General features: G+C 53.7%; 21 protein-coding genes. 20 read left to right on the top strand and 1 reads right to left on the bottom strand.

The annotated features are described in order from the left end of the window. The first annotated feature begins 126 nt into the window (after positions 1–126). The 7 genes from VEI96_06175 (at position 127) to VEI96_06145 (ending at position 6,006) form a co-directional block, all read left to right on the top strand. Positions 127–1,809 carry an alginate export family protein gene (locus tag VEI96_06175; protein ID HXX57569.1) on the top strand — a complete coding sequence of 561 codons (1,683 nt, stop codon included), beginning with the start codon at positions 127–129 and terminating at the stop codon, positions 1,807–1,809. Positions 1,810–1,960: 151 nt separating this feature from the next. Continuing rightward, positions 1,961–2,647 (top strand): cobalt transporter CbiM, encoded by a 687-nt coding sequence (gene cbiM, locus VEI96_06170; GenBank protein HXX57568.1) that lies wholly within the window; start codon positions 1,961–1,963, stop codon positions 2,645–2,647. A 1-nt stretch (position 2,648) separates the two neighbouring features. After that, positions 2,649–2,984 carry a hypothetical protein gene (locus tag VEI96_06165; protein ID HXX57567.1) on the top strand — a complete coding sequence of 112 codons (336 nt, stop codon included), beginning with the start codon at positions 2,649–2,651 and terminating at the stop codon, positions 2,982–2,984. Then, a complete protein-coding gene (cbiQ, locus tag VEI96_06160) occupies positions 2,974–3,900 on the top strand; it encodes a cobalt ECF transporter T component CbiQ (protein ID HXX57566.1) in 927 nt (308 codons plus the stop codon). The genes VEI96_06165 and cbiQ overlap by 11 nt, the downstream gene beginning before the upstream one ends. Positions 3,901–3,907: 7 nt before the next feature. Beyond that, entirely contained in the window at positions 3,908–4,735 is an 828-nt protein-coding gene (locus VEI96_06155; GenBank protein HXX57565.1) for an ABC transporter ATP-binding protein, read from the top strand. Further along, positions 4,732–4,932 (top strand): hypothetical protein, encoded by a 201-nt coding sequence (locus VEI96_06150; GenBank protein ID HXX57564.1) that lies wholly within the window; start codon positions 4,732–4,734, stop codon positions 4,930–4,932. The genes VEI96_06155 and VEI96_06150 overlap by 4 nt, the downstream gene beginning before the upstream one ends. A 141-nt stretch (positions 4,933–5,073) precedes the next feature. Next, the gene (locus tag VEI96_06145) at positions 5,074–6,006 is read left to right on the top strand and encodes a hypothetical protein (protein ID HXX57563.1); all 933 of its coding nucleotides are present in this window, start codon (positions 5,074–5,076) and stop codon (positions 6,004–6,006) included. A 158-nt stretch (positions 6,007–6,164) separates the two neighbouring features. Here the strand turns inward: VEI96_06145 and VEI96_06140 are convergent, their stop codons facing one another. Next, complete coding sequence (locus tag VEI96_06140) at positions 6,165–6,623, bottom strand: Fe-S-containing protein (GenBank protein HXX57562.1); 459 nt, start codon at positions 6,621–6,623, stop codon at positions 6,165–6,167. Positions 6,624–7,441: 818 nt separating this feature from the next. Here VEI96_06140 and VEI96_06135 point away from each other — a divergent pair. The 13 genes from VEI96_06135 to VEI96_06075 form a co-directional block, all read left to right on the top strand. After that, positions 7,442–8,407 (top strand): hypothetical protein, encoded by a 966-nt coding sequence (locus VEI96_06135; GenBank protein ID HXX57561.1) that lies wholly within the window; start codon positions 7,442–7,444, stop codon positions 8,405–8,407. Positions 8,408–8,518: 111 nt separating this feature from the next. Further along, complete coding sequence (locus VEI96_06130; protein ID HXX57560.1) at positions 8,519–9,475, top strand: hypothetical protein; 957 nt, start codon at positions 8,519–8,521, stop codon at positions 9,473–9,475. A gap of 13 nt (positions 9,476–9,488) precedes the next feature. Continuing rightward, positions 9,489–9,854, top strand: coding sequence for a copper resistance CopC family protein (locus VEI96_06125; protein HXX57559.1), 366 nt, complete (start codon positions 9,489–9,491; stop codon positions 9,852–9,854). Positions 9,855–9,864: 10 nt separating this feature from the next. Beyond that, the gene (locus VEI96_06120; protein ID HXX57558.1) at positions 9,865–10,962 is read left to right on the top strand and encodes a CopD family protein; all 1,098 of its coding nucleotides are present in this window, start codon (positions 9,865–9,867) and stop codon (positions 10,960–10,962) included. A 218-nt stretch (positions 10,963–11,180) separates the two neighbouring features. Next, entirely contained in the window at positions 11,181–11,732 is a 552-nt protein-coding gene (pyrR, locus tag VEI96_06115) for a bifunctional pyr operon transcriptional regulator/uracil phosphoribosyltransferase PyrR (GenBank protein HXX57557.1), read from the top strand. A 4-nt stretch (positions 11,733–11,736) separates the two neighbouring features. Then, a complete protein-coding gene (locus tag VEI96_06110; GenBank protein ID HXX57556.1) occupies positions 11,737–12,663 on the top strand; it encodes an aspartate carbamoyltransferase catalytic subunit in 927 nt (308 codons plus the stop codon). Positions 12,664–12,673: 10 nt separating this feature from the next. Next, positions 12,674–13,999: a dihydroorotase gene (locus tag VEI96_06105; GenBank protein ID HXX57555.1), complete on the top strand. Its 1,326-nt coding sequence runs from the start codon at positions 12,674–12,676 to the stop codon at positions 13,997–13,999. Between the two features lie 32 nt (positions 14,000–14,031). Further along, positions 14,032–15,150: a glutamine-hydrolyzing carbamoyl-phosphate synthase small subunit gene (carA, locus tag VEI96_06100; protein HXX57554.1), complete on the top strand. Its 1,119-nt coding sequence runs from the start codon at positions 14,032–14,034 to the stop codon at positions 15,148–15,150. Beyond that, on the top strand, positions 15,144–15,671 hold the full coding sequence (locus VEI96_06095; protein HXX57553.1) for a flavin reductase family protein: 528 nt from the start codon (positions 15,144–15,146) through the stop codon (positions 15,669–15,671). Before carA ends, VEI96_06095 begins: the two co-directional genes overlap by 7 nt. A gap of 81 nt (positions 15,672–15,752) precedes the next feature. Then, positions 15,753–16,388 (top strand): hypothetical protein, encoded by a 636-nt coding sequence (locus VEI96_06090; GenBank protein ID HXX57552.1) that lies wholly within the window; start codon positions 15,753–15,755, stop codon positions 16,386–16,388. A gap of 7 nt (positions 16,389–16,395) precedes the next feature. After that, positions 16,396–16,680 carry a hypothetical protein gene (locus VEI96_06085; GenBank protein HXX57551.1) on the top strand — a complete coding sequence of 95 codons (285 nt, stop codon included), beginning with the start codon at positions 16,396–16,398 and terminating at the stop codon, positions 16,678–16,680. 7 nt (positions 16,681–16,687) lie between these two features. Next, complete coding sequence (carB, locus tag VEI96_06080) at positions 16,688–20,005, top strand: carbamoyl-phosphate synthase large subunit (GenBank protein ID HXX57550.1); 3,318 nt, start codon at positions 16,688–16,690, stop codon at positions 20,003–20,005. Between the two features lie 107 nt (positions 20,006–20,112). Beyond that, on the top strand, positions 20,113–21,168 hold a 1,056-nt coding region (locus tag VEI96_06075), incomplete at its 3' end, for a 6-phosphofructokinase (protein ID HXX57549.1).

Genomic DNA, 21,168 nt, shown 5'->3' with positions numbered 1-21,168 from the left:
ACCGGCAATGGTCCTCTTCTTGCCTTAATGAGTGTCGTGATTCTGCTCTCCCTCTGCGGATCAGTCTTTGCCGCGATTCCACTCATCACCGAAACCACTTAACGACGGCGATGGAGGAATGAAGAAATGCGCAGCATAGTTATGTTGATGTTGTTGATTGCGCTCATTGCAGGGGGAAGTACCGCCTCCTTAGCCGAAAGCCCGGAAGGGGAGAAAGGCACTACCTATGCCACTTCCCCGCCCGAGGAGAAGAGCGGCTCATCTGGCAGTGATAAACAAATTCCGGAACAGGTAACCAGCGAGCACTGGTCCTGCAAAGAGATAGCGGAACTCGGGGGAAAATATGGAGCAAAAAAGAAGCTTCCAGATACGGTTGTAATCGAGGGGAAGTCCTTATCCAGAAGTGAACTTGCCCAGTACCTCCTCTCAGTACTTGACGTAGTAGTGGCAAAGTGTGACAAAGAAGGGGTTGAAGCGATTCCACGGGAGGATCTGGACCGCCTTGCCGCCCTCCACGAGGCGCTGAAGGCGGAACTGGTCCAATATGAAGGCTACACTACAACGAGAGAGACGATAGAAAAAATCCTGGCTAAGCCGGAAATTATTCCTTTTGAGTACAAGATCGGCGCTAAGGGGTTCCTCAGGGGAGAGGGGGCTGGCAACTTCAGGCTGTCTACTTTGAGCTACGCTCCGAATCAGAGTGAAGGTCGATTCATTTACAGGATTATCCCTTATGCTTATTGGGATCCAACCGACTACTTGGATATCCGTTTGGAGGGACAGGGTTATGGCATCCACGGCGGCGGTCAGGATTCAGACAAGTTTGCCCTGTACCAGGGATTCGTGGAAGGAAAGCTGCCCGGAAGCGATTTGTTGGCTCTGAAGGTAGGCAGACAAGAGTTTGTATATGGTAGCGCTTTCATTCAAGGGGCGGACACATTTTTTGACGGACTCTCTTTTGATGCCTTAAGGCTCAGGGTGCAACCGGTAGCGCCACTAACGTTTGATCTGTTAGGCGGCACATATGCCACTCCATTTTCCGGCGGTCTTGAGGGGTATTTGGCGGGCGTGTATGCGACCTATACCTTTTCTGAAGGAAACGCTGCGGAGGCCTACATGTTTCAGGACAACGGGTCGCCCGAGCATCACGCGGGGCAGCACCTCAGCATCTGGGGACTGCGTGGCACTGCAAAGCTCGGACCGGTTTCCGTTGAAGTAGAGCCAGACTATGAATCGGGACAGCTCTTCAATAAGACCACTGGCAGCAATGACAACATAAATGCATACGGAGGGCATGTTGACCTGACATATGGAACCACGATTGGAGGTTACAACAATAAGTTCTTCCTGAGCTATGCCGTAGGTTCCGGCGGCAGGGATGCGGCAGACGGTGTGAAATTCAATAGGGAATTTCGCAACCCCAACAATGATTCCCCGTTGATGGGAGATATGCACGTCATGAGCGATCTTTCGGGCATTAATGTCGCTGACCACCATGCCAGCGGTTTACAGATCTACACTTTGGGATGGGCGATAGATATCACAAGAGAGCTAAACTTTTCCGCAACAGGCCACTACGTTGTTGCCAACAAAGTGGAAGCTAACTTTAGCAGGCATATAGGTCTGGAAACCGATTTCAGCCTGACCTACACGATAAGTGACAACTTCTCGTTCATTCTCGCCTACGACCATTTCTTTACGGGACAATTTTTCTTCGATGCCTCCGGAAGCAGCGGCGGCATAAATTATGGATACGCCATGTTCCAGTTCAATCTTGCCAAGACAAAGCTGAAGGCGCCGAAGGCATGATAAGAGGATATAGCTATCCACCCGCATATATTCTCGGAGGGTTGATCTGGTCGGTCAGAGAAAATCTTGACATCGGTCTGGGTATTAAAGGCGGTTTTACGAAACCCGCTGCGGATGTAGCCATCCATGGCGGAATAACGTGGAGGTTTTGATGCATATACCTGACGGATATTTAAGTCCTCAAACATATGTCCCTCTCTACGGGGCGTCCTTTGTGTTCTGGGCAGTCGCTCTCAAAAAGATAAAGAAAGAACTCTCTACGAAGCACATCCCTTACCTGGCGATGGCGGCGGCCTTTTCCTTTCTCATTATGATGTTCAATGTCCCTATCCCCGGCGGGACCACGGGCCATGCCGTCGGCGGAGGCATCATCGCCATCCTCCTGGGTCCGTGGACGGCGGTCGTCGCAGTCTCTGTCAGCCTGTTGGTTCAGGCCATTGTGTTTGGTGACGGAGGGATCACCGCGCTGGGTGCAAACTGTTTCAATATGGCCGTGGTGATGCCCTTTGTAGCTTACTCCGTGTTTAAACTGATAAGAGGCAATTCGACTCGCGGCGCGAGGGTATTTCTTGCGGCCTTTCTTTCCGGGTATGTCGGTCTTTCTGCTGCCGCGATCGTCACGGGGATCGAATTCGGTATCCAACCACTCATCGCGATTGGCCCTGACGGACGACCCCTCTATGCGCCTTACCCTTTATCCGTCGCTGTTCCGGCGATGGCGTTAGAACATCTCCTTTTATTCGGTGTCGTGGAAGGTATCGTGACGGTCTTGTTGTTAAAATATTTTCTGAAGCATGAGCCCGATTTGGTCTATGCGCTGACAGTAAGGGAAGCATGATATGACAAAATCTCAGAAGAGACTCTGGGTAGGTCTTTTTGTTCTTGCGCTCCTGACCCCGCTTGGAATTATCCTGCCCGAAAGATTCAAGGCTGGAGGCGCATGGGGCGAATGGGGACCGGAAGAGCTTGAGAAACTCATCGGCTATGTTCCGGAAGGATTAAGGAAATTATCGGATCTCTGGAAGGCCCCGGTCTCCGACTACAATTTCGGCGGTGACGGTGCTTCCATGACCATTCAGGCTATATCGTACGTCGCTTCGGGCATAATCGGGATACTCGCAGTCGGTCTCGTAATATACGTAATTTCACGCTTGATAGTCAGGAATGAAAAATAACATCCCCACATTCCTCTTAGAAAGGCCCTCATCCGGATCACCCGAGCGGGGTAAAGGGCGCCTGAAAATCCCCTTTCTCGAGAAAGGCATGTATCAACTCGCTGATGTCATCAGAACCGGATATGTGCAGTGGGAGACCGCTTCGAGGGATAACTTCTTTCAGAGGATCGATGCGAGGATAAAGGTCCTGTTCCTTCTCTTTTTCGTAGTCATCGTGAGCCTGAAGAGAGGCATAGGATCGGAACTCTTGATCGCCCTCTTTGTATTTGTGCTCGTCGTGCTGTCCCGCTTGAGTATCTTCGATTTCTATAAACGGGTCATCCTCTTGGCCTTTTTCTTCGGTTTCCTCATCGCCCTTCCCTCGGCTTTCAACGTCATCACAAACGGGGAGATCGTCGTTCCGGTCGTGCACCTTTCGAGACCCTATGGCTTCTGGATTTACCGGATACCCCAGGAAATCGGCATTACCCGGGAGGGGGCGTATGGAGTCATGATGCTCACCGCAAGGGTCATGAACTCTCTGGCACTCTCATTCCTCGTCTTCCACACGACTCCTTTTCCCCAGATTATAAAGGCGCTGAAGGTGCTGAAGGTGCCTGACAGTCTTCTCATGATCATAACCCTTTCTTACAAGTATATGTTCCTGTTTGCAAAGACGGCTGAAGATATGCACCTTGCAAAGAAGAGCAGATTGGCGGGGCAGGTGAATGGCGCCGAGGCGAGAAGGTGGATAGCAGGAAGGCTTGCGCTCTTATTGAAAAAGACGAGGACGCGGTGTGAAGAGGTCTTCAAGGCGATGCTCGGCAGGGGTTTTTCCGATGACATTAAGATCTCCAGTGTCGCGAAGCTCCGGACAGGGGATTGGGTTGCCGGGGCCGCTTTATTCCTCGCTGGGGTTTTCTTTTTGTGGATGTGAGGTGATCATGGAAGAGATCATGCGCCTGGAAGGCATACATTACCGTTACTTCGACAAGATTCCCGCTGTTTGCGATGTCAGCCTCGGGATCAGGGAGGGAGAGAGATTTGCCATCATCGGTGCGAATGGGAGCGGCAAGTCCACGCTCCTGCAAATCATGAATGGCCTCATACAGCAGTCGAGCGGAAGGTTCTTTTTTCGCGGACATGAGGTCACGGAACAGACCCTTAAGGACAAAGGTTTCTTGCGGTTTTTTCGGGAGAGGGTCGGTTATGTGTTTCAGGATTCAGATATACAGCTCTTCTGCCCGACGGTCCTTGATGAGCTCCTCTACGGTCCTCTCCAGTTAGGAATGAACGAGAGGACTGCATTAGACAGGGCAGATGAGGTCATGGAGATGCTGCATATCGAGAATCTGAAAGAGAGGCCCTCCTACATGCTCTCCGGCGGAGAGAAGAAGAGAGTCGCCATCGGTTCTGTCTTGACGATGAACCCCGAGGTGCTGCTCCTCGATGAACCGACGAACGGCCTCGACCCGAGAACCCAGTGTTTCCTTTTTGAGCTGATGCTTGCGTTGAGCGAAGCCGGCAAGACCTTGGTCATCGCAACCCATGACCTTTCCCTGGTCGACGAGCTCCATGCGGGAGTCGCTCTCTTGTCAGAAGAGCACTGCATCGAAAGAATCGGCACCTCCGAAGAGATCTTGAAGGATGAAGATCTCCTGCTCAGGGTAAACCTCATCCATGAGCACATGCACCATCACGGCCACAAGACTCATAAGCATAGACATTCCCATTATTTCTTTCATGAACATGAGAACGGAGGAAACGTATGAACGAGTTCGAAAAACTGAAAAGACTTCTCGATCACTGGCAGGAGCATAATGACGAACATGCGGAGACCTATAAGGACTGGGCGGAAAAGGCGGCATCGTTCGGCAATAAGGAATTGTCCGGCATTCTCGAGAGCCTCCACAAACAGACGAAGGAGTTGAGCGCACTTTTTGAGAAGGCCCGAAAAAAAATCGGGTAAGGCCTCGGCACAAAGCATGGGCGGGTTTGTTGTGAAGATGATGGAAAAGGCGAGTTGAAGGTCGAAGAGGGAGGTGATAGAATGTCATCGGGAGTGGCGAAGGGTTGGAAGCGCTCCCATTCCCGTGCAAGGAGGATTCGCATGCCACATGATAGAGACATCAAGATTGTGTTTGCTTTTCTTGTCATCTGCGCGTTCTTTCTTATGTGCCATGAGGTCGCCTTTTCAGGGATGAGCGGGACAGAGACCCATCAACTCTATGCCGACCACATGCAGCATATGCATACCCCGTCGCAAGATGACGCGACGGTCGACCTTAAAACAGAGCCCGCGGACATTACCGCCGGAAGCCCCGTATCGATCCTGCTTTCCCTGAAAGATCATGAGGGAAGGCCTATGCAGGGACTCACTGTACATCATGATCGCCTTCTCCATGTCGTGATCGTAAGCGAGGATTTCAGCATCTTTGCGCATCTACATCCCGAGGATTTCGGACCGGTCACTCCGGAAATGAAGAAGACTGCACGATTCCCTCTGCGCTATACCTTTCCGAAGGCCGGAAGCTATCTCCTCGGGGTGGATTTTGCTGCGGGAGAGCGGTCGTTCTCCCGACATTTTTCGGTTTCTGTCTCCGGTGAGCCGAAGATGGCGCCTCTCAAAAAGGATATTTCGAAGGAAGAGAGATTCGACGATCTGGATGTGACATTTTCGACAGCGCCTAAACATCCTGCTGCAGGGGAAGAGGTGACGCTCGGCTATCTCTTCAAGAACGAAGGACGTCCTGTGACCGACCTGGAACCCTATCTCTCGGCACCGATGCACCTTGCGATAATATCGACGGATCTGAATTATTTCCTCCATACCCACGGTGAACTTCCCGGGGCCTCAGCTTCCGGCGACCATGGACATGATATGCACATGGGACACGAGATGCACATGACCGTTCCGGAAAGGTTCGGCCCCAACATCGAGGTCCGTACCCGTTTCCCGGCCAAGGGTCTCTATGAGGTCTTCGGCGAGGTTCGACACCAGGGGAAGGTAGTCGTCACCAAATTTCTGGTCGAGGTCGAATAAAAGATGACCGGAAATTTCTCGACCGAGCTCCCTCTGAAGATTCGAAAACCCGATCGACAGCACGGGGGCGTATCATCGCACACGCGGTGAAGACGAAATCCACGAGGACCGGCTTGTCCGAATTGATCAGGGTCCTCAACCACGCATTTTTCTGACCTTCAAGAGAACCTGTCCACCGCTCCTTCAAGCAGGGAAACAGGGATATGGTATTCACCGTTCCGAAGATCGCCTTCGATCCTGATGGGGAAGCAGCCGCCGAACCCCTTTTCGATATTCGAGAGAGTATAACTCACGTCGCATGTCCTGCAGATGATGGACCGACCGGCAACCCGGTATCCTCGTTTCGAGGGATAACAGCTTGCGCAGGCGTCGAGAAAGGAAAGGACCTGACCCTGAGTTTTATAGACAAAAAAATTGACATTCCTTACGTGATAACGGAACGTAAAAAATATCGGGCTTTCCGGCTCAAGCCTGTTGACATCGATTACCACCTCCGATCCTCTGATCGGGGGCGCGGGGTAGAGAGGCTGTCTTGCGCATGATAGGAAAAACGCTACCATGAATAGGAATACACAAGCCGACCCGGTCTCGAGTCTTCTCTTCTGCGATATTTTCATTCCCATCTTTTTTATTATACCCATTCGGGACGGTAAATTATGGGTATACTTTTTTGGGGCGAATTGAAAGTAATCCTGAACTTGGAACTTCATGTTGACTCCCCATAAAGAACCTGATATGCTGACCGGTATGAAACTCCTTTCACTATTCATTTTGGTAAGCATCCTTTTCACGCTCTTTCTGCCTCTTGCGAGTGCATCGTCTTGTTCGGGGACCCGAAAGACGGCGGCGATTTTGACCCTTGATGTCTGTCATTGTTCAGACCGCGGGGCCTTCGGTACTGTCGAACTTCCTTTTATCTATGAAACCCAACCTGAGTTGGCTCTCTTGGGGTCTTCGTATGGTCAAGAAGCGATACTCTATCTCTCGCATATGTCTCTGCTCACCTTTCAGATAGAACGTCCCCCGAGAATCCAACCGTAGTTCCGAAGTCAGGAGTCCGCGTCCTCTGCTGACCCGGGTAACGCTATTACCGAGTCTGCCTCGTCCGTTGTCGACGTCTCCTCGTAGTATGACTCGGCTCCGCTTCGGAGGCATCCTTCGCACTTACCGGAGTTCTTCCGGAGCGGGGTCACTTTTTTCTTGTCCGGAAATTGATGGCAAGACAATGTTTAGAACTGCGGATTCTCAGCGAATGGAAAGATGTCGCGGGAAAAGGATAAAGCACAGACATCTTCAGAAGGAGCTATTCATGAAAATAGTCTTGATATCTTTTGCGATATGCCTGCTGTTAGCATCTGTCCCATGCGGCTCTTACGGGAACAGTGATGGGAACGCTGAAACGGCCCAAGAGCATCATTCTCATGGAGATCACGAGATGGTCCCTGGTGCACAGATGCTCTTCAATCCCGCTTTTGGCGACGAAATATTCCATAACCACCCCGCCGGAATGTGGATGGTCGATTTTAAATTCCAGCATGCAGACATGAGCGGTTTGCGCGATGGCACAACCAATGTCTCTCTCGACCAGGTGATTCCCATGAGCGGAACACAATATGGATATATGATGGCACCGACGAGCATGACCATGGACATGTATATGCTCATGGTCATGTACGGCATCACGGACCGGCTGACGATGATGTTCATGGGGACCTATCAGGTTAATGAGATGAATATGGTGATGAACATGGGTATGGGTATGGGCAACGTTATCCAACCTCCCATGAGGACGAGCGGCTTCGGTGACACCGAGCTCTGGGGAATTTACAAGATCAGCAAATACCTGGTCGGCAGTCTCGGTCTCAGTATCCCCACGGGCAGCATCAACGAGGAGTTTGAGACGATGGGAGCGCAATTTCGCGCCCCCTATGATATGCAGCTCGGTTCGGGCACCTGGAACCTCAAGCCCTCGCTGACCTACACCGCCCTCAGCGACGACGCGAAATGGAACTGGGGCGCGCAGGCGACGTACACCTATCACATCGGCAAAAACTCGAATGACTACAGTCTCGGCAATAGCATTAACGTAACCGGCTGGCTCCAGCGCGCCTTCGGACCGGCCACGGGGTGGCTCCGCCTAGCCTTTAACTCGACGGGAAGGATCGACGGCCAGGACCCCGAGATCGGGAAGCTCCTTGATCCTATGGCGGGGGCACCGACTCCTGACGCGGATCCTAACAATTACGGAGGTCAGCGGCTCAACGGTTTTCTTGGAGCGAGCTATAAGAAGGGCCCCTTTAGTATCGGCGTCGAGGCCGGCATCCCATTGTATCAGGACCTGAACGGCCTGCAGTTGAAATCCAAATGGTTCATCACCGCTGGGATTCAGGCAATGTTCTAATCGTTGAGTTGTCAGGGGCGTCTTACGGATGGATTCCCGTGATTTTGATTGACGCTCTGAAGATTCCCTGATATGCTTTACAAAGTCATGAGACCTTTTAAGGAGGAAGAAATGAAAGACAAAGTGGAAGGTCCAACGATGACAGCACGGCGGGCAAGGGCCGTTGGATTGGCTTTATTGCTCATCCTGCTGATACCGGTGACGTCGTGGGCCCACGGGTTCGCGGGCAAGAGGTTTTTCCCGACTACGTTTCAGGTCGATGATCCGTTCATAGGGGATGAGTTTTCTATTCTTCTGAACTCCGTTAAGACACCCGATGGGAAAACTAATGAAATGGACATTGGATATTCCAAGAGGATATTGCCGAACTTCGGTATAGAATTTGATGAATCCTATCAGCACGTGACCTTTCCTGATGGGAGTTCCGCAAGTGGCTTTGGAAACCTTGGTTTTGATCTGAAATACCAGTTTCTCACGAACGCGGAGCATGAGATGATTCTTTCTGTTGGGGTGGGTATGGAGATTGGCGGTACCGGGGCTATGGGCATAGGTGCCAGCACCTTTTCGACTTATTCTCCGACATTCTATTTTGGAAAGGGATTTGGTGATCTGCCAGACTCCCTGAACATTCTCAAGCCCCTTGCCATCACTGGGGTAATCAATCCCAGTTTCCCTTCTCAGGGTAGTACTGTCACGTTCAACCCTGACACTGGAGAAAATGATATAACTAAAAACTCTACGACTTTTTTCTGGGGTTTCACCCTGCAGTACAGCCTTATATACCTTCAATCCTTTGTAAAGGATATCGGACTTGGAGCGCCCTTTAACCGCATGATCCTTGTAACGGAGTTTCCTATGACAACGTGTCTCAGCGGAGATTGCAAAGGACAAATTACGGGAACGGTCAACCCCGGGATTGTCTGGTGCGGAAAATATACGGAGTTCGGTCTGGCGGCGCAAATTCCCATCAACAAGCGATCCGGGAATACCGTTGGCATCCTGGGTCTCATTCATATCTTTATCGACGACCTTTTCCCGAAGAGCATAGGGGCGCCGATTTTTCACTGAGAGAAGGTGATTCATGAATTTCAGATTGACCGTTATCGGATTTCTCTTGGTGTTTCTCTCTTCTTTGCCGGAAGCATCCTGGGGCCATGCCTTTCCGGACCATTCCGATCCGAAAGTGGGAGCGACGATAACGGTTTCTCCAGACCGCGTGCGCATCTGGTTTGACAGCGCCCTGGAGCCGGCATTCTCTGCGATAATGGTTCATGGTGCCGATGGTAAGATGGTGGACAGAAGGGACGGGCGGGTGAATCCATCAGATCCGACTCTCCTTGAAGTTTCCGTCCCTCTTCTCCCCCCAGGCACGTATCGTGTTTATTGGAATGTCGTTGCGAGGGACGGGCACCGGACCACGGGCGACTATTCCTTTACGATCAAATGAGGTCAACGGAATGATGGAGATGGACGGCTTTGATACGGTGACCGCATTCCTCCATACCGTCCCTGAGTGGTTCGCGCTCATCTCCCTGACCTTCTCCATCGGGACCCTCGTCTGCCGTCTCTGGGTCCTTGAGGCTTCAGGGAAGAATGAGGGTTTCGATCAGGGCGATCTCCTCAGCCATCTGTGGCGGTTCTTCGCTATCGGTATCGCTATATTGATCATGAGCAGTATTGCCGACCTTTTCGTGCGGGCCATAGAGATAAGCGGTCAACCTCTTGCGACCGTTTCACTCGTGCTCCCGACGGTTGTTCTCAAGACGCACATAGGGCATGTCTGGCTTATCCGCATGGCTGCCCTTGCGCTTTTATCGATTACGTTCGTCGGGGCCCGGCGATACCGTGATTCGCGCGGATTGTTGCTTTTCATGCTCGGTCTCGCACTGGTAGTCTCCATGACCGAGAGCGCGTCAGGGCATGCCTCGGACAAAGGGGATTTCAGCTTCTCGGAAATGATGGACTGGCTTCATCTCATGGCAGCTTCCGTCTGGGGAGGCGGCCTTATCCTGCTTTCCGTTGTCGTCCTTCCGGAACTGGCACGGCAGGGCGAAGGGATTGCACCGTTAAACGCTTCGGTCGCCAGTCGATTCTCGAACATTGCGGGCGTTGCTGTCGGGGTCGTCGTAGTCACCTCACTCTATAATGCATGGTCGTATGTAGGCAGTTTCGTGGCATTTTGGAAAACTCCGTACGGTTATACCGCGGCAGCGAAGATCTTCCTTTTTCCCCTCATCATGTATCTCGGTGCGTTCAATCGTTATGTCAGCGTTCCTCTCCTGCAACAATGTTCATGTTATTTTTCGAGGAATCCGGGACTCCTGGAGAAGGTTGCGGTTCGCGTTTTCCCTCGATATCTGTGCACCGAGGAAAAATCGCTGATCTTCTCACGGTTCATGTTGAGCGTTAAGGTCGAGGCGTTCCTCATCATACTTGTCTTGCTCTGTGCAGCCTTGCTCCGACACGAGGTGCCCGCGCGCCATGCCGCCCACATGGAACATCATGGAGAGAAAACGCATTCTGCGCCGCACCCTGTCGGCGAGCATATGCACTGATATTCGGAGTGACAGAACCATTGACCTGCGCAGTGATCTTGACACGGGACCATCCTTTATAATAGACTCTTAGCGTTGCCGGAATACTGAGAAGAAAACGGTAACGGCAAGCCTTTAAGATAGCCCCGTGAGGCTAAAAGGCAAAGGAGGCAGCGTGAGCTGCGGGATGCTCAATCAAACAAAGACCTTCCTCGTGATTCGCGGGGAGGGTTTTTTTTATGTCTGAAGGCATGGCGCGCGAACTCCTCAATAAGAAAGAGATCGACCGGGCCATAGCAAGAATGGCCCACGAGATCATAGAAAAGAACAAGGGCACCGAGGGCCTTTGCCTTGTCGGCATTCAGCGGGGAGGGGTGCACCTCGCGGCCCGGCTCTGCGCAGGCATAAAGGGCATCGAACGTGAGGACATCCCTGTCGGCGCCCTCGACATATCTTTCTACCGGGACGACCTCAGCATCAGAAAAGAGCATACAGTCCTCAGAAAGACCGATATCCCCCTGGACATAACGGGGAAGAAGGTCATCCTCGTTGATGATGTGCTCTTCACCGGCCGCTCCATAAGGGCCGCAATGGATGCGCTCATGGATATCGGGCGGCCCTCTGCAATCCAGCTCGCGGTGCTGATAGACAGGGGGCACCGTGAGTTGCCGATCAAGGCCGATTATGTCGGAAAGAATATCCCGACAGCCGTCGATGAAGAGGTAAAGGTGGAACTGGAAGAAGAGGGACTGGAGGACAGGGTGACCATCGTCCGGTCCCCGGGGTATTGAGGTCATGGTTCGCAGGCTGAAATCGAAGGATCTGCTCGGCACGAAGGACCTGAGCGCCGATGAGATAACCCTCATCCTCGATACCGCTTCCGGGTTCAAGGACGTTCTCGGCAGGGACATCAAGAAGGTCCCTGCGCTGCGCGGCAAGACGGTCGTGAATCTCTTCTTTGAGCCGTCCACGAGGACGAAGACCTCATTTGAGCTGGCCGAAAAGAGGCTCAGCACGGACGTCTTGAACTTTTCCGTTCCGACGAGCAGTGTCGTGAAGGGTGAGAGCCTCTATGACACGGTGAAAACGATCGAATCCTATGGCGTGGATTACGTCGTTATGCGTCACTCCTCAAGCGGGGCGCCCCATTTTGTCGCGGAGAATGTGAATGCCTCCGTCATCAACGCGGGCGACGGCGTGCACGAGCACCCGACTCAGGCTCTCCTTGACGCCTTTACGATTCGGGAAAAGAAGGGCGGGTTCGACGGCCTTGAGGTTGCGATCGTCGGCGACATCCTCCACAGCCGCGTCGCCAAATCGAATGTCTATTCCCTTTCAAGACTCGGTGCGAAGCTACGGTTCATCGGGCCGCCATCGCTTCTGCCGACGGTCGTCCCCGGCGGCATACGGATCTTTTATGACATCGACGAGGGCCTAAAGGATGTCGATGTCGTGATGATGCTGAGAATCCAGATGGAACGACAGGGGAAGGGCTTTTTCCCGTCAACGCAGGAATACTCACGATACTGGGGACTCGACAGGCGAAGGCTGAATCGGGCGAGGAAGGATGCTCTCGTGATGCATCCCGGTCCCCTGAACCGGGGAGTCGAGATCACATCCGATGTCGCGGACTCACGGCAGTCTGTGATCCTCGATCAGGTTACGAACGGCATAGCGGTGAGAATGGCGGCTATGTACCTTCTTGCCGGGGCGAAAGGATGAACTGGCTGAGATGAAGATAATCATACAGAACGGCCACATCGTCGATCCTGCAGGGGAGGTCGACGGCATCGGCGATCTCGTCATCGAGAGCGGAAAGATCCTCAGGATCGAGATGAGAGGGCGAACTTCCGGGGAGAGGAAGCAGGCGAAGACAAAGGCGGCGGACGCCCCTTCGTCGCCTGAGGGCGTTCGGATCATCGATGCGGAGGGGATGGTTGTTTCGCCAGGCCTTGTCGACATGCATACCCATTTGCGGGAGCCGGGGTTTGAATATAAGGAGACGATAAGGACCGGAACCATGGCTGCCGTGATGGGCGGATTCACCTCGGTATGCTGCATGCCCAATACGAATCCGGTCAACGATAACGAGACGGTTACCGAGTTCATCCTCCGCAAGACCCATGCGGAAGGGGTCTGTTATGTCTATCCTATCGGTGCGATAACGAAAGGGCAGAAGGGCGAAGAGCTTGCAGAGATCGGAATGATGAGAGATGCCGGGTGTGTGGCCTTCTCCGATGACGGTCGTCCAGTCATGAACAGCCTCATCATGAGGAGGGCGCTCGAATACACGAAGGTCTTTGACGTGCCGGTCATCAATCACAGCGAGGATCTGACCCTGTCAGACGGCGGGGTGATGAACGAGGGCGCCCTATCGTCGATGCTCGGACTGAAGGGCATACCGGCTGCCGCTGAAGAGGTGATGATCGCGCGGGACCTCATCCTTGCAGGACTTACCGGGGGCAGGCTCCATATCGCACATGTTTCCTCGAAGGGTTCCGTCGAACTCATCAGGGCTGCAAAGGCAAGGGGCGTGAAGGTGACAGCCGAGACGTGTCCTCACTACTTCAGTCTCACCGAAAGCGCTGTCGAGGGATACCGCACAGACGCAAAAGTGAACCCACCCCTGCGGACAGAGGCAGATATTGATGCGATAAAGAACGGGTTGCATGACGGTACCATAGATATCATAGCTACGGACCACGCGCCGCACCACAGGGACGAAAAGCTCCAGGAATTCGACAAGGCACCTTCAGGGATTTCAGGTCTTGAGACGGCTTTTTCGTTGAGTCTGAGGCTCGTGGAAGAGGACATCCTCACCATGAAGCACCTCGTGGCAAAGATGGCATTAAATCCGGCGCGGATTCTTGGTATCAACAAGGGCACGTTGGCGGTCGGCTCCGACGCGGATATAGTCATCGCGGATCTCAAGAGGGAATTTGTCGTCGAACCGGGGAAGTTTGCTTCTCAGGGTAAGAATACGCCTTTCAGCGGCCTGGTCTTAAAAGGAAGGCCGGTCATAACGGTCTGCAAGGGGAAGATACATGAAATCCTCTGAATCTTTCTTCATATCAGCTGCTTGGCGGTTCTATGAGTGAGGCGCTCCTTGTCCTTTCTGACGGGACGGCATTCGAGGGAAGGAGCTTCGGTGCGGAGGGAGAGTCGATCGGAGAGGTCGTCTTCAATACCTCTATGACGGGTTATCAGGAGATACTGACCGACCCTTCCTACAAGGGGCAGATCGTGACGATGACATATTCAGAAATAGGGAATTACGGAATCAACCTTGAAGATGTTGAATCCTCAGGCGGACCGAAGGTGGAGGGTTTTGTCGTCAAGGAGGCTGTCGATTTCCCGAGTAACTGGAGATCCGCTCTCCCTATCGGAAAGTATCTGCGAGATCACGGGATCATCGGGATTCAGGGTCTTGACACGAGGGCGCTGACGCGGCATCTGAGGAATCATGGGGCACAGGCGGGCATACTCTCGACGACCGACCTCAACCCCGCGAGCCTCTTGGCGAAGGTGAGGAGTCATCCCGGAATCTCGGCCTTCGACCTCGTGAAAGAGGTGACGACGAAGGAGCGGTACTCCTGGACGGAAGGCTGCTGGAAGTGGTGCGTGGTCGAGCGTGGCGCCCCGGTCCTGCGGGTGGCGGTCTACGATTTCGGTGTGAAGTTCAATATCCTGAGGAATCTCGTGGAGGCCGGCTTTCAGGTGACCGTCGTGCCGGCTCAAACGCCTGCGGAGGCGGTGCTCGGGATGGAACCGGACGGGATTATCTTGAGCAACGGTCCGGGAGATCCGGAGACTGTGACCTATGCGATCGAGAATACAAGGAAACTCATGGGGAAGAAGCCGATATTCGGCATCTGTCTCGGCCACCAGATACTCGGCCTCGCCCTTGGCGGCAGGACATACAAGCTCAAATTCGGACACCACGGCGGAAACCATCCTGTCAAGGATCTCGCGACAGGGCGGGTCGAGATAACGTCCCAGAATCATAACTACTGCGTGGATATAACGAGTCTCAAAGGGCAGGCGGAACTGACCCACAAGAACCTCTATGACGGGACCGAGGAGGGCATGAAGCACCGGGAGCTGCCGATCTTCTCGGTACAACACCATCCCGAAGCAGGACCCGGGCCGAATGACTCTGTTCATCTCTTCAAGAGGTTCAGGGAGATGATAGGGGGAAGAGGGTGTTAAAAGAGATTACATCGGACATCTATCGCTTGCTTCACCCAAAGGTGACATTCTTTCTCACGAGTGCGAGCGGAACGGGAAAACCGAATGTCATGACCTGTGCGTGGGCGACGCCCGTGAGCGAGGAGCCTCCCCTGGCGGTCGTCTGCGTTTCGAAAGAGAGTTACACGGCAGAACTCATCATGCAGACAAAAGAGTTCGTGATCAATATCCCCACCAGAGAACTCGTGAAGGCGTTGTGGATGTGCGGCAAGGTATCGGGAAGGGATACGGACAAGTTTAGGAAGGCCGGTCTCAGGCACCGGGAGGCCAAGAAAGTGACGCCGCCGGTCGTTGATGGCTGCGTCGGGTATATTGAGTGCAGACTCTGGACGACTCTCGATACCGGTGAGTGCTACGCGTTCTTCGGCAGTATCCTTTCTGCCTATGGAGATGACGCATATTTCCATAAAGGGCTCTGGAAGGATGAATCAGAAATCCCGCTGCATCTCGGCGGGAACAGGATCGTCTATTTCAGAAATTAGAAAAGACCTTCGATTACTGGCCGGATAGTCCTCGAAACGTTTAGACAGTCAAGAGCCGAAGGGCCGGGAAGACCGTGGAGGATGAGCAAGAGCAACTATCATCTCGAGATACACGAGGATGTCCTTGTCTTGAAGACCGCCACGCCTCGGGCGGAGCGAAGGAGCGTTTTGCACAGCGGCATATTCAACCGTGAACTGGCATCGAGCCTCGCCTCCGGTGCCCTCGTCACGGTCCTCGGATTTTTCGCTGCCGGACGGGGAGCCATAACCGCTGCTCATCGTATTCTGGCGCTGGTTCTCTTTACGATCTCTTTTTTGGTTTTCAGGCGATATGTGTTCCGTGAGCAGTCCTTCGAGACTGTCTTCAGGATGGCGGAGGGAACGATAGAGACCACGATAGGAAAAAAGATGGGGAGGCGGAAGGAGATACTCTCCATCTCGGAACTCTCGGAAATTCGTCTGGACCACGAAGCGGTGCAGCTGGGCAATCTCGATGGCATAGAGGTCGTCGCGAAGGTCGCTCTTCAGCACGGCATGGTGATACCGGGATTCGGAAGGGCTGAGGATGTTTATACGGTAATGCTCGATTTTTCGGGAAGGACCCTTCCGGTCTTCAGCACGGGGGAGAGGAAAGTTGCCGAAACACTCATCTCCCAAGTAAGACTTTTTTTGCGCGAGGGGAGAAGAGAGGGAATAGGTTCTGCCGTTCAATCATGAGGTCTCCATGGGCATGACATACGATGAGGTCTTCATCTCGACGAAGAGGGAGATAGCAGTCTGTGAGGAGAAGATAAGGAAATTGCGGGGAGGCCTCGCGGAGATGGAGAGGAAGTACCGGCTCTCCACCCGGGAGTTCTTAGAGAGATTCACGGCGGGCGAGATGAGCGGCGACGCAAACAGAGACTATAGAGACTGGTATGCCGGTTACAGAGGATTGAGGGACTGGGAAGAGCGGTTAGAAGGATACAGGGAAATTCTCAACGATACCGGGGACGAAATCCGAAGATGAGGTGAATGTGCCGAAGAGGGATGATATCGAAAAAATACTGCTGATAGGCTCCGGACCTATCGTTATCGGTCAGGCCTGCGAGTTCGATTATTCGGGAACACAGGCCTGCAAGGCGTTGCGGGAAGAAGGATATCGGGTGGTGCTCGTGAACTCGAATCCCGCTACGATCATGACGGATCCGGAGACCGCCGACACGGTGTATGTCGAGCCTCTCACCGCGGAGATTCTTGAGCTCATCATCGAACGGGAGAGACCGGATGCCCTGCTCCCGACCATGGGAGGCCAGACCGCCCTCAACCTCGCCGTTGAGCTCGCTGAAAAGGGAATCCTTGACAAATACGGCGTCGAACTCATCGGCGCTAAACTCCATGCGATAAAGAAGGCCGAGGACAGGGAGCTCTTCAAGGAGGCGATGGGGAAGATAGGACTCGAGGTTCCCCGGAGCGCCTATGTCGGGACTATGAAGGAGGGGCTCGATGCCGTTGAGGTCATCGGGTTCCCGGCTATCCTAAGGCCGTCCTTCACCCTCGGAGGCACGGGCGGAGGCATCGCCTATAACAGGGAAGAGTATACGGACATGCTCGAAAAGGGATTGAAGCTCAGCCCCGTGCACCAGATCCTCATTGAGGAGTCCGTCCTCGGCTGGAAGGAATTCGAACTTGAAGTGATGCGCGATACAAGGGACAATGTCGTCATCATCTGCTCGATAGAAAATTTCGATCCCATGGGCGTCCATACGGGAGACTCTATCACGGTTGCCCCTGCCCAGACACTTACGGACAAGGAATACCAGAGGATGCGGGATGCCTCGATAGCGATCATCCGCGAAATCGGGGTCGATACGGGAGGTTCGAACATCCAGTTCGCGCTCAATCCGGTGAACGGGAGGATGGTCGTCATCGAGATGAACCCCAGGGTTTCGAGGAGTTCGGCACTTGCGAGTAAGGCGACGGGGTTCCCGATCGCGAAGATCGCCGCAAAACTGGCGGTCGGCCTCACCCTCGACGAGATACCGAACGACATAACAAGGGAGACACCGGCCTCTTTCGAGCCGACGATCGATTATGTGGTAACAAAGGTTCCCCGCTTCACCTTCGAAAAATTCCCGGAGGCTGACCCGACGCTCACGACGCAGATGAAGTCAGTGGGAGAGGCGATGTCTATCGGAAGGACATTCAAGGAGTCTCTCCAGAAGGCGCTGAGGAGTCTCGAGATCGGAAGCCACGGATTCGAAGAGGTCCAGGCAACACCCGATGAACTGAAATCAAGGCTGAAGATTCCCCATGCAGAGAGGATATGGTACGTGACTCAGGCGCTGAGGAACGGCATGTCCGTGGAAGAGCTCTATGATCTTACGAAGATAGACCCCTGGTTTCTCAATAACATACGTCAGATACTCGAGACCGAAGACAAGTTGAAGGGCGGCTGCGGCCAGCTTTCGGAACTATCGTGGCAGGACAAGGAGGTCTCCGGGATGCTGAGAGAGGCGAAGGCGCAGGGCTTCTCGGATAGGCGTATAGCGCAGATCTCGGGCCGGTCGGAGCGCGACATCAGGGAGATGAGGAAGGAGGCCGGCATCAGACCGGTCTACAAAATGGTAGACACCTGCGCGGCGGAGTTCGAAGCTCATACCCCATATCTCTATTCGACTTTTGAGATGCCCTACTCCCTTCCGAGAGAAGTGGAGAGAAAAAGTTTCCCAGATTCCGGTCTCTGTGCGCACTTCTCAGAGCCCCTTCCTTTTGTTGAAAATGAAGCGAATCCGACGAAGAGAAAGAAGGTGATCATCCTGGGCTCGGGCCCGAACAGAATCGGCCAGGGTATCGAGTTCGACTACTGCTGTGTCCATGCGGTCTCCGCGCTCAAGGAACTCGGATACGAGACTATTATGGTCAACTGCAACCCGGAGACGGTGAGCACCGACTACGATACCTCGGACAGGCTCTATTTCGAACCCCTGACGATCGAGGACGTCCTGAGTATTATCGAGACGGAACAGCCTGAGGGAGTGATCGTACAGTTCGGAGGACAGACGCCCCTCAAACTCGCGGTTCCCCTCGAGCGGGAAGGCGTGAAGATACTCGGGACCTCTCCCGATTCTATCGACAGGGCTGAAGACAGAAAGAGATTTCGGGAGCTTCTCCAGAAACTCAATCTCAGGCAGCCCGACAGCGACACCGTCGTCTCGCCGGAAGAGGCCTTCGTCGTCGCGGGGAAGATAGGATATCCTGTCATGGTGAGGCCATCCTATGTCCTCGGCGGGAGGGCGATGGAGATCGTCTACGATGAACAGTCCCTCAATGATTACATGAGGAGGGCGGTGAAGGCTTCCCCGGAACATCCGATTCTTGTCGACAAGTATCTCGAAGATGCCATCGAGGTAGATGTCGACGCCCTGTCCGACGGCGTCGACGTTGTCATCGGCGGTGTCATGGAACATATCGAAGAGGCGGGGATTCATTCCGGGGATTCGGCATGCTCCCTCCCCCCCTATTCCCTCAGCAGCCCGATTGTAGGCGAGATAAAGAAACAGACAAGGGCCCTCGCGAAAGAACTCAATGTGATAGGGCTCATGAATATACAATTCGCCGTGAAGGACGGCGAGATCTATATCCTTGAAGTGAATCCGAGAGGGTCGAGGACCGTACCCTTTGTCTCGAAGGCGACGGGAATCCCCCTCGCGAAGGTTGCCGCGAAGATCGTCGGGGGGAAGACCCTGAGGGAACTGGACCTCACCCGCGAGAGGGAGATAGCACATATCGCGGTCAAAGAGTCGGTCTTCCCCTTTGACCGGTTTCACGGCGTTGACACAATCCTCGGCCCCGAGATGAAATCGACCGGCGAGGTGATGGGTATAGACGAGAATTTCGGACTCGCCTACGCAAAGGCCGAGGAATCTTCGAACAACAAGCTCCCTCTCTCGGGCACGATCTTTCTCAGCGTAAAGGACCAGGACAAGCCCGGCATCTGTCACATCGTCCGCAAATTCCAGGAGATGGGTTTTGATGTCATAGCGACACGCGGGACCGCAGGGCATCTCGGGGACAAGGGGATCGCCGTAAAAGTCATCAACAAGGTGACCGAGGGGAGGCCGCACATCGTCGATCTCATCAAGAATAAGGAGATAAGCTTCGTGATAAACACCGTGACCGGTGCCCAGGCACAGAAGGATTCTTTTTCGATACGAGAGAGCGCCCTCCAGTATCGCGTGCCGTTCACAACCACCCTGTCCGGAGCCAATGCCGTTGTGAATGCGATTGAGCAGCTGATCAGGGGGAAGATCACGATAAAATCTTTGCAGGAATACCATAGAAAGAGGAGTTAAAAGGGATGCGAGACTCGATACCGCCGGCTCGTGGTACGACGGAGGTTTCGGTTCAAGGTCCGTTGTCTTAGATATCCGTTAATGTTTATCTCGAAAAGGAGGTTTCCATGGCTACTATTAAAAAGATCGGCGTCATCACGAGCGGTGGTGACTGCGGAGGGCTGAACGCGGTCATTAAGGGAGTTGCGAAGGAGGCAGCAGCCCTGGGGATCGAGTCGGTCGTTGTCCCAAACGGTTACGCAGGCTTGTATAACCTCGTCGAGTTCAGTGACGTTGTCCTGCTCAATGAAGAGAGGGTGAGTCGTATCAATGCGTCTCTCGCGGGTTCTGAGGCAGGAAATTCGCGAGTAAAGATAGGAAAGATATCCGACCCGGACAAATATGAACGGATTAAGAAAGGGCTCGAGAAGTTCGGCATAGATGCCCTTATCATCAGCGGAGGCGACGATACGGGAAGTGTGGTCGTTGATCTTTCCTCGCGGGGCATCCCCTGTATCCATGTCCCTAAGACCATGGACCTTGACCTTCAACCGTACAGTGTCGGAGGCGATTCCGCGATCAATAGGATAGCCGACTTCACGAGAGACCTGAAGACGACCGGAATGAGTCATAATCGTGTCCTCGTCTTCGAGGTTTTCGGCAGGTACGTTGGGCATACCGCCCTGCGCGGGGGGATCGGTGCCGAGGCCGACTGTATTCTCATACCCGAGATACCGGCGGATCTCGACATTGTCTACGATCATATGAAAGCCACGTACTTTGCCAGGGTTCTCAGGAGCGATGTCAGGGCAGGGACATACGTCATCGTTGTTGCCGAAGGCCTCAAGGATGCGAGCGGCGAGATGCTCTATGACGAATCTGCCGGTGTCGATGCATTCGGACACAAGAAGCTCGCAGGTGCCGGAAGATACATCAAGCAGCAGCTCGAAAAGAGGCTGAAGAATGATCCGGACGTTAAAGATTTCATGAAGAAGACGGGGATGTTCGCTCCCGGCGTTTTCGAGATCCCTGAAGTGAGGGAGGTGACCCCGGGTCACCTCGTCCGTTCCGGGGACTCTTCCGCCTACGACGTCACCTTCGGGTATCGGGCCGGCGCGGCAGCCGTGCTCCTCCTGCTGGCGGGAAAGGCTGGGAATACCGTGGTCGATGTTGACGGCCCGAGG

Source organism: Thermodesulfovibrionales bacterium (assembly GCA_035622735.1).
Lineage (GTDB): Bacteria > Nitrospirota > Thermodesulfovibrionia > Thermodesulfovibrionales > UBA9159 > DASPUT01.
This window is presented reverse-complemented; position numbering and strand designations above follow the sequence as displayed.

Coding starts and splice junctions, on each gene's coding strand:
- VEI96_06175 (HXX57569.1), top strand. CDS start 127: ATGCGCAGCATAGTTATGTTGATGTTGTTGATTGCGCTCATTGCAGGG.
- cbiM (HXX57568.1), top strand. CDS start 1,961: ATGCATATACCTGACGGATATTTAAGTCCTCAAACATATGTCCCTCTC.
- VEI96_06165 (HXX57567.1), top strand. CDS start 2,649: ATGACAAAATCTCAGAAGAGACTCTGGGTAGGTCTTTTTGTTCTTGCG.
- cbiQ (HXX57566.1), top strand. CDS start 2,974: ATGAAAAATAACATCCCCACATTCCTCTTAGAAAGGCCCTCATCCGGA.
- VEI96_06155 (HXX57565.1), top strand. CDS start 3,908: ATGGAAGAGATCATGCGCCTGGAAGGCATACATTACCGTTACTTCGAC.
- VEI96_06150 (HXX57564.1), top strand. CDS start 4,732: ATGAACGAGTTCGAAAAACTGAAAAGACTTCTCGATCACTGGCAGGAG.
- VEI96_06145 (HXX57563.1), top strand. CDS start 5,074: ATGCCACATGATAGAGACATCAAGATTGTGTTTGCTTTTCTTGTCATC.
- VEI96_06140 (HXX57562.1), bottom strand. CDS start 6,623: ATGAAAATATCGCAGAAGAGAAGACTCGAGACCGGGTCGGCTTGTGTA.
- VEI96_06135 (HXX57561.1), top strand. CDS start 7,442: ATGGTCCCTGGTGCACAGATGCTCTTCAATCCCGCTTTTGGCGACGAA.
- VEI96_06130 (HXX57560.1), top strand. CDS start 8,519: ATGAAAGACAAAGTGGAAGGTCCAACGATGACAGCACGGCGGGCAAGG.
- VEI96_06125 (HXX57559.1), top strand. CDS start 9,489: ATGAATTTCAGATTGACCGTTATCGGATTTCTCTTGGTGTTTCTCTCT.
- VEI96_06120 (HXX57558.1), top strand. CDS start 9,865: ATGATGGAGATGGACGGCTTTGATACGGTGACCGCATTCCTCCATACC.
- pyrR (HXX57557.1), top strand. CDS start 11,181: ATGTCTGAAGGCATGGCGCGCGAACTCCTCAATAAGAAAGAGATCGAC.
- VEI96_06110 (HXX57556.1), top strand. CDS start 11,737: ATGGTTCGCAGGCTGAAATCGAAGGATCTGCTCGGCACGAAGGACCTG.
- VEI96_06105 (HXX57555.1), top strand. CDS start 12,674: ATGAAGATAATCATACAGAACGGCCACATCGTCGATCCTGCAGGGGAG.
- carA (HXX57554.1), top strand. CDS start 14,032: ATGAGTGAGGCGCTCCTTGTCCTTTCTGACGGGACGGCATTCGAGGGA.
- VEI96_06090 (HXX57552.1), top strand. CDS start 15,753: ATGAGCAAGAGCAACTATCATCTCGAGATACACGAGGATGTCCTTGTC.
- VEI96_06085 (HXX57551.1), top strand. CDS start 16,396: ATGGGCATGACATACGATGAGGTCTTCATCTCGACGAAGAGGGAGATA.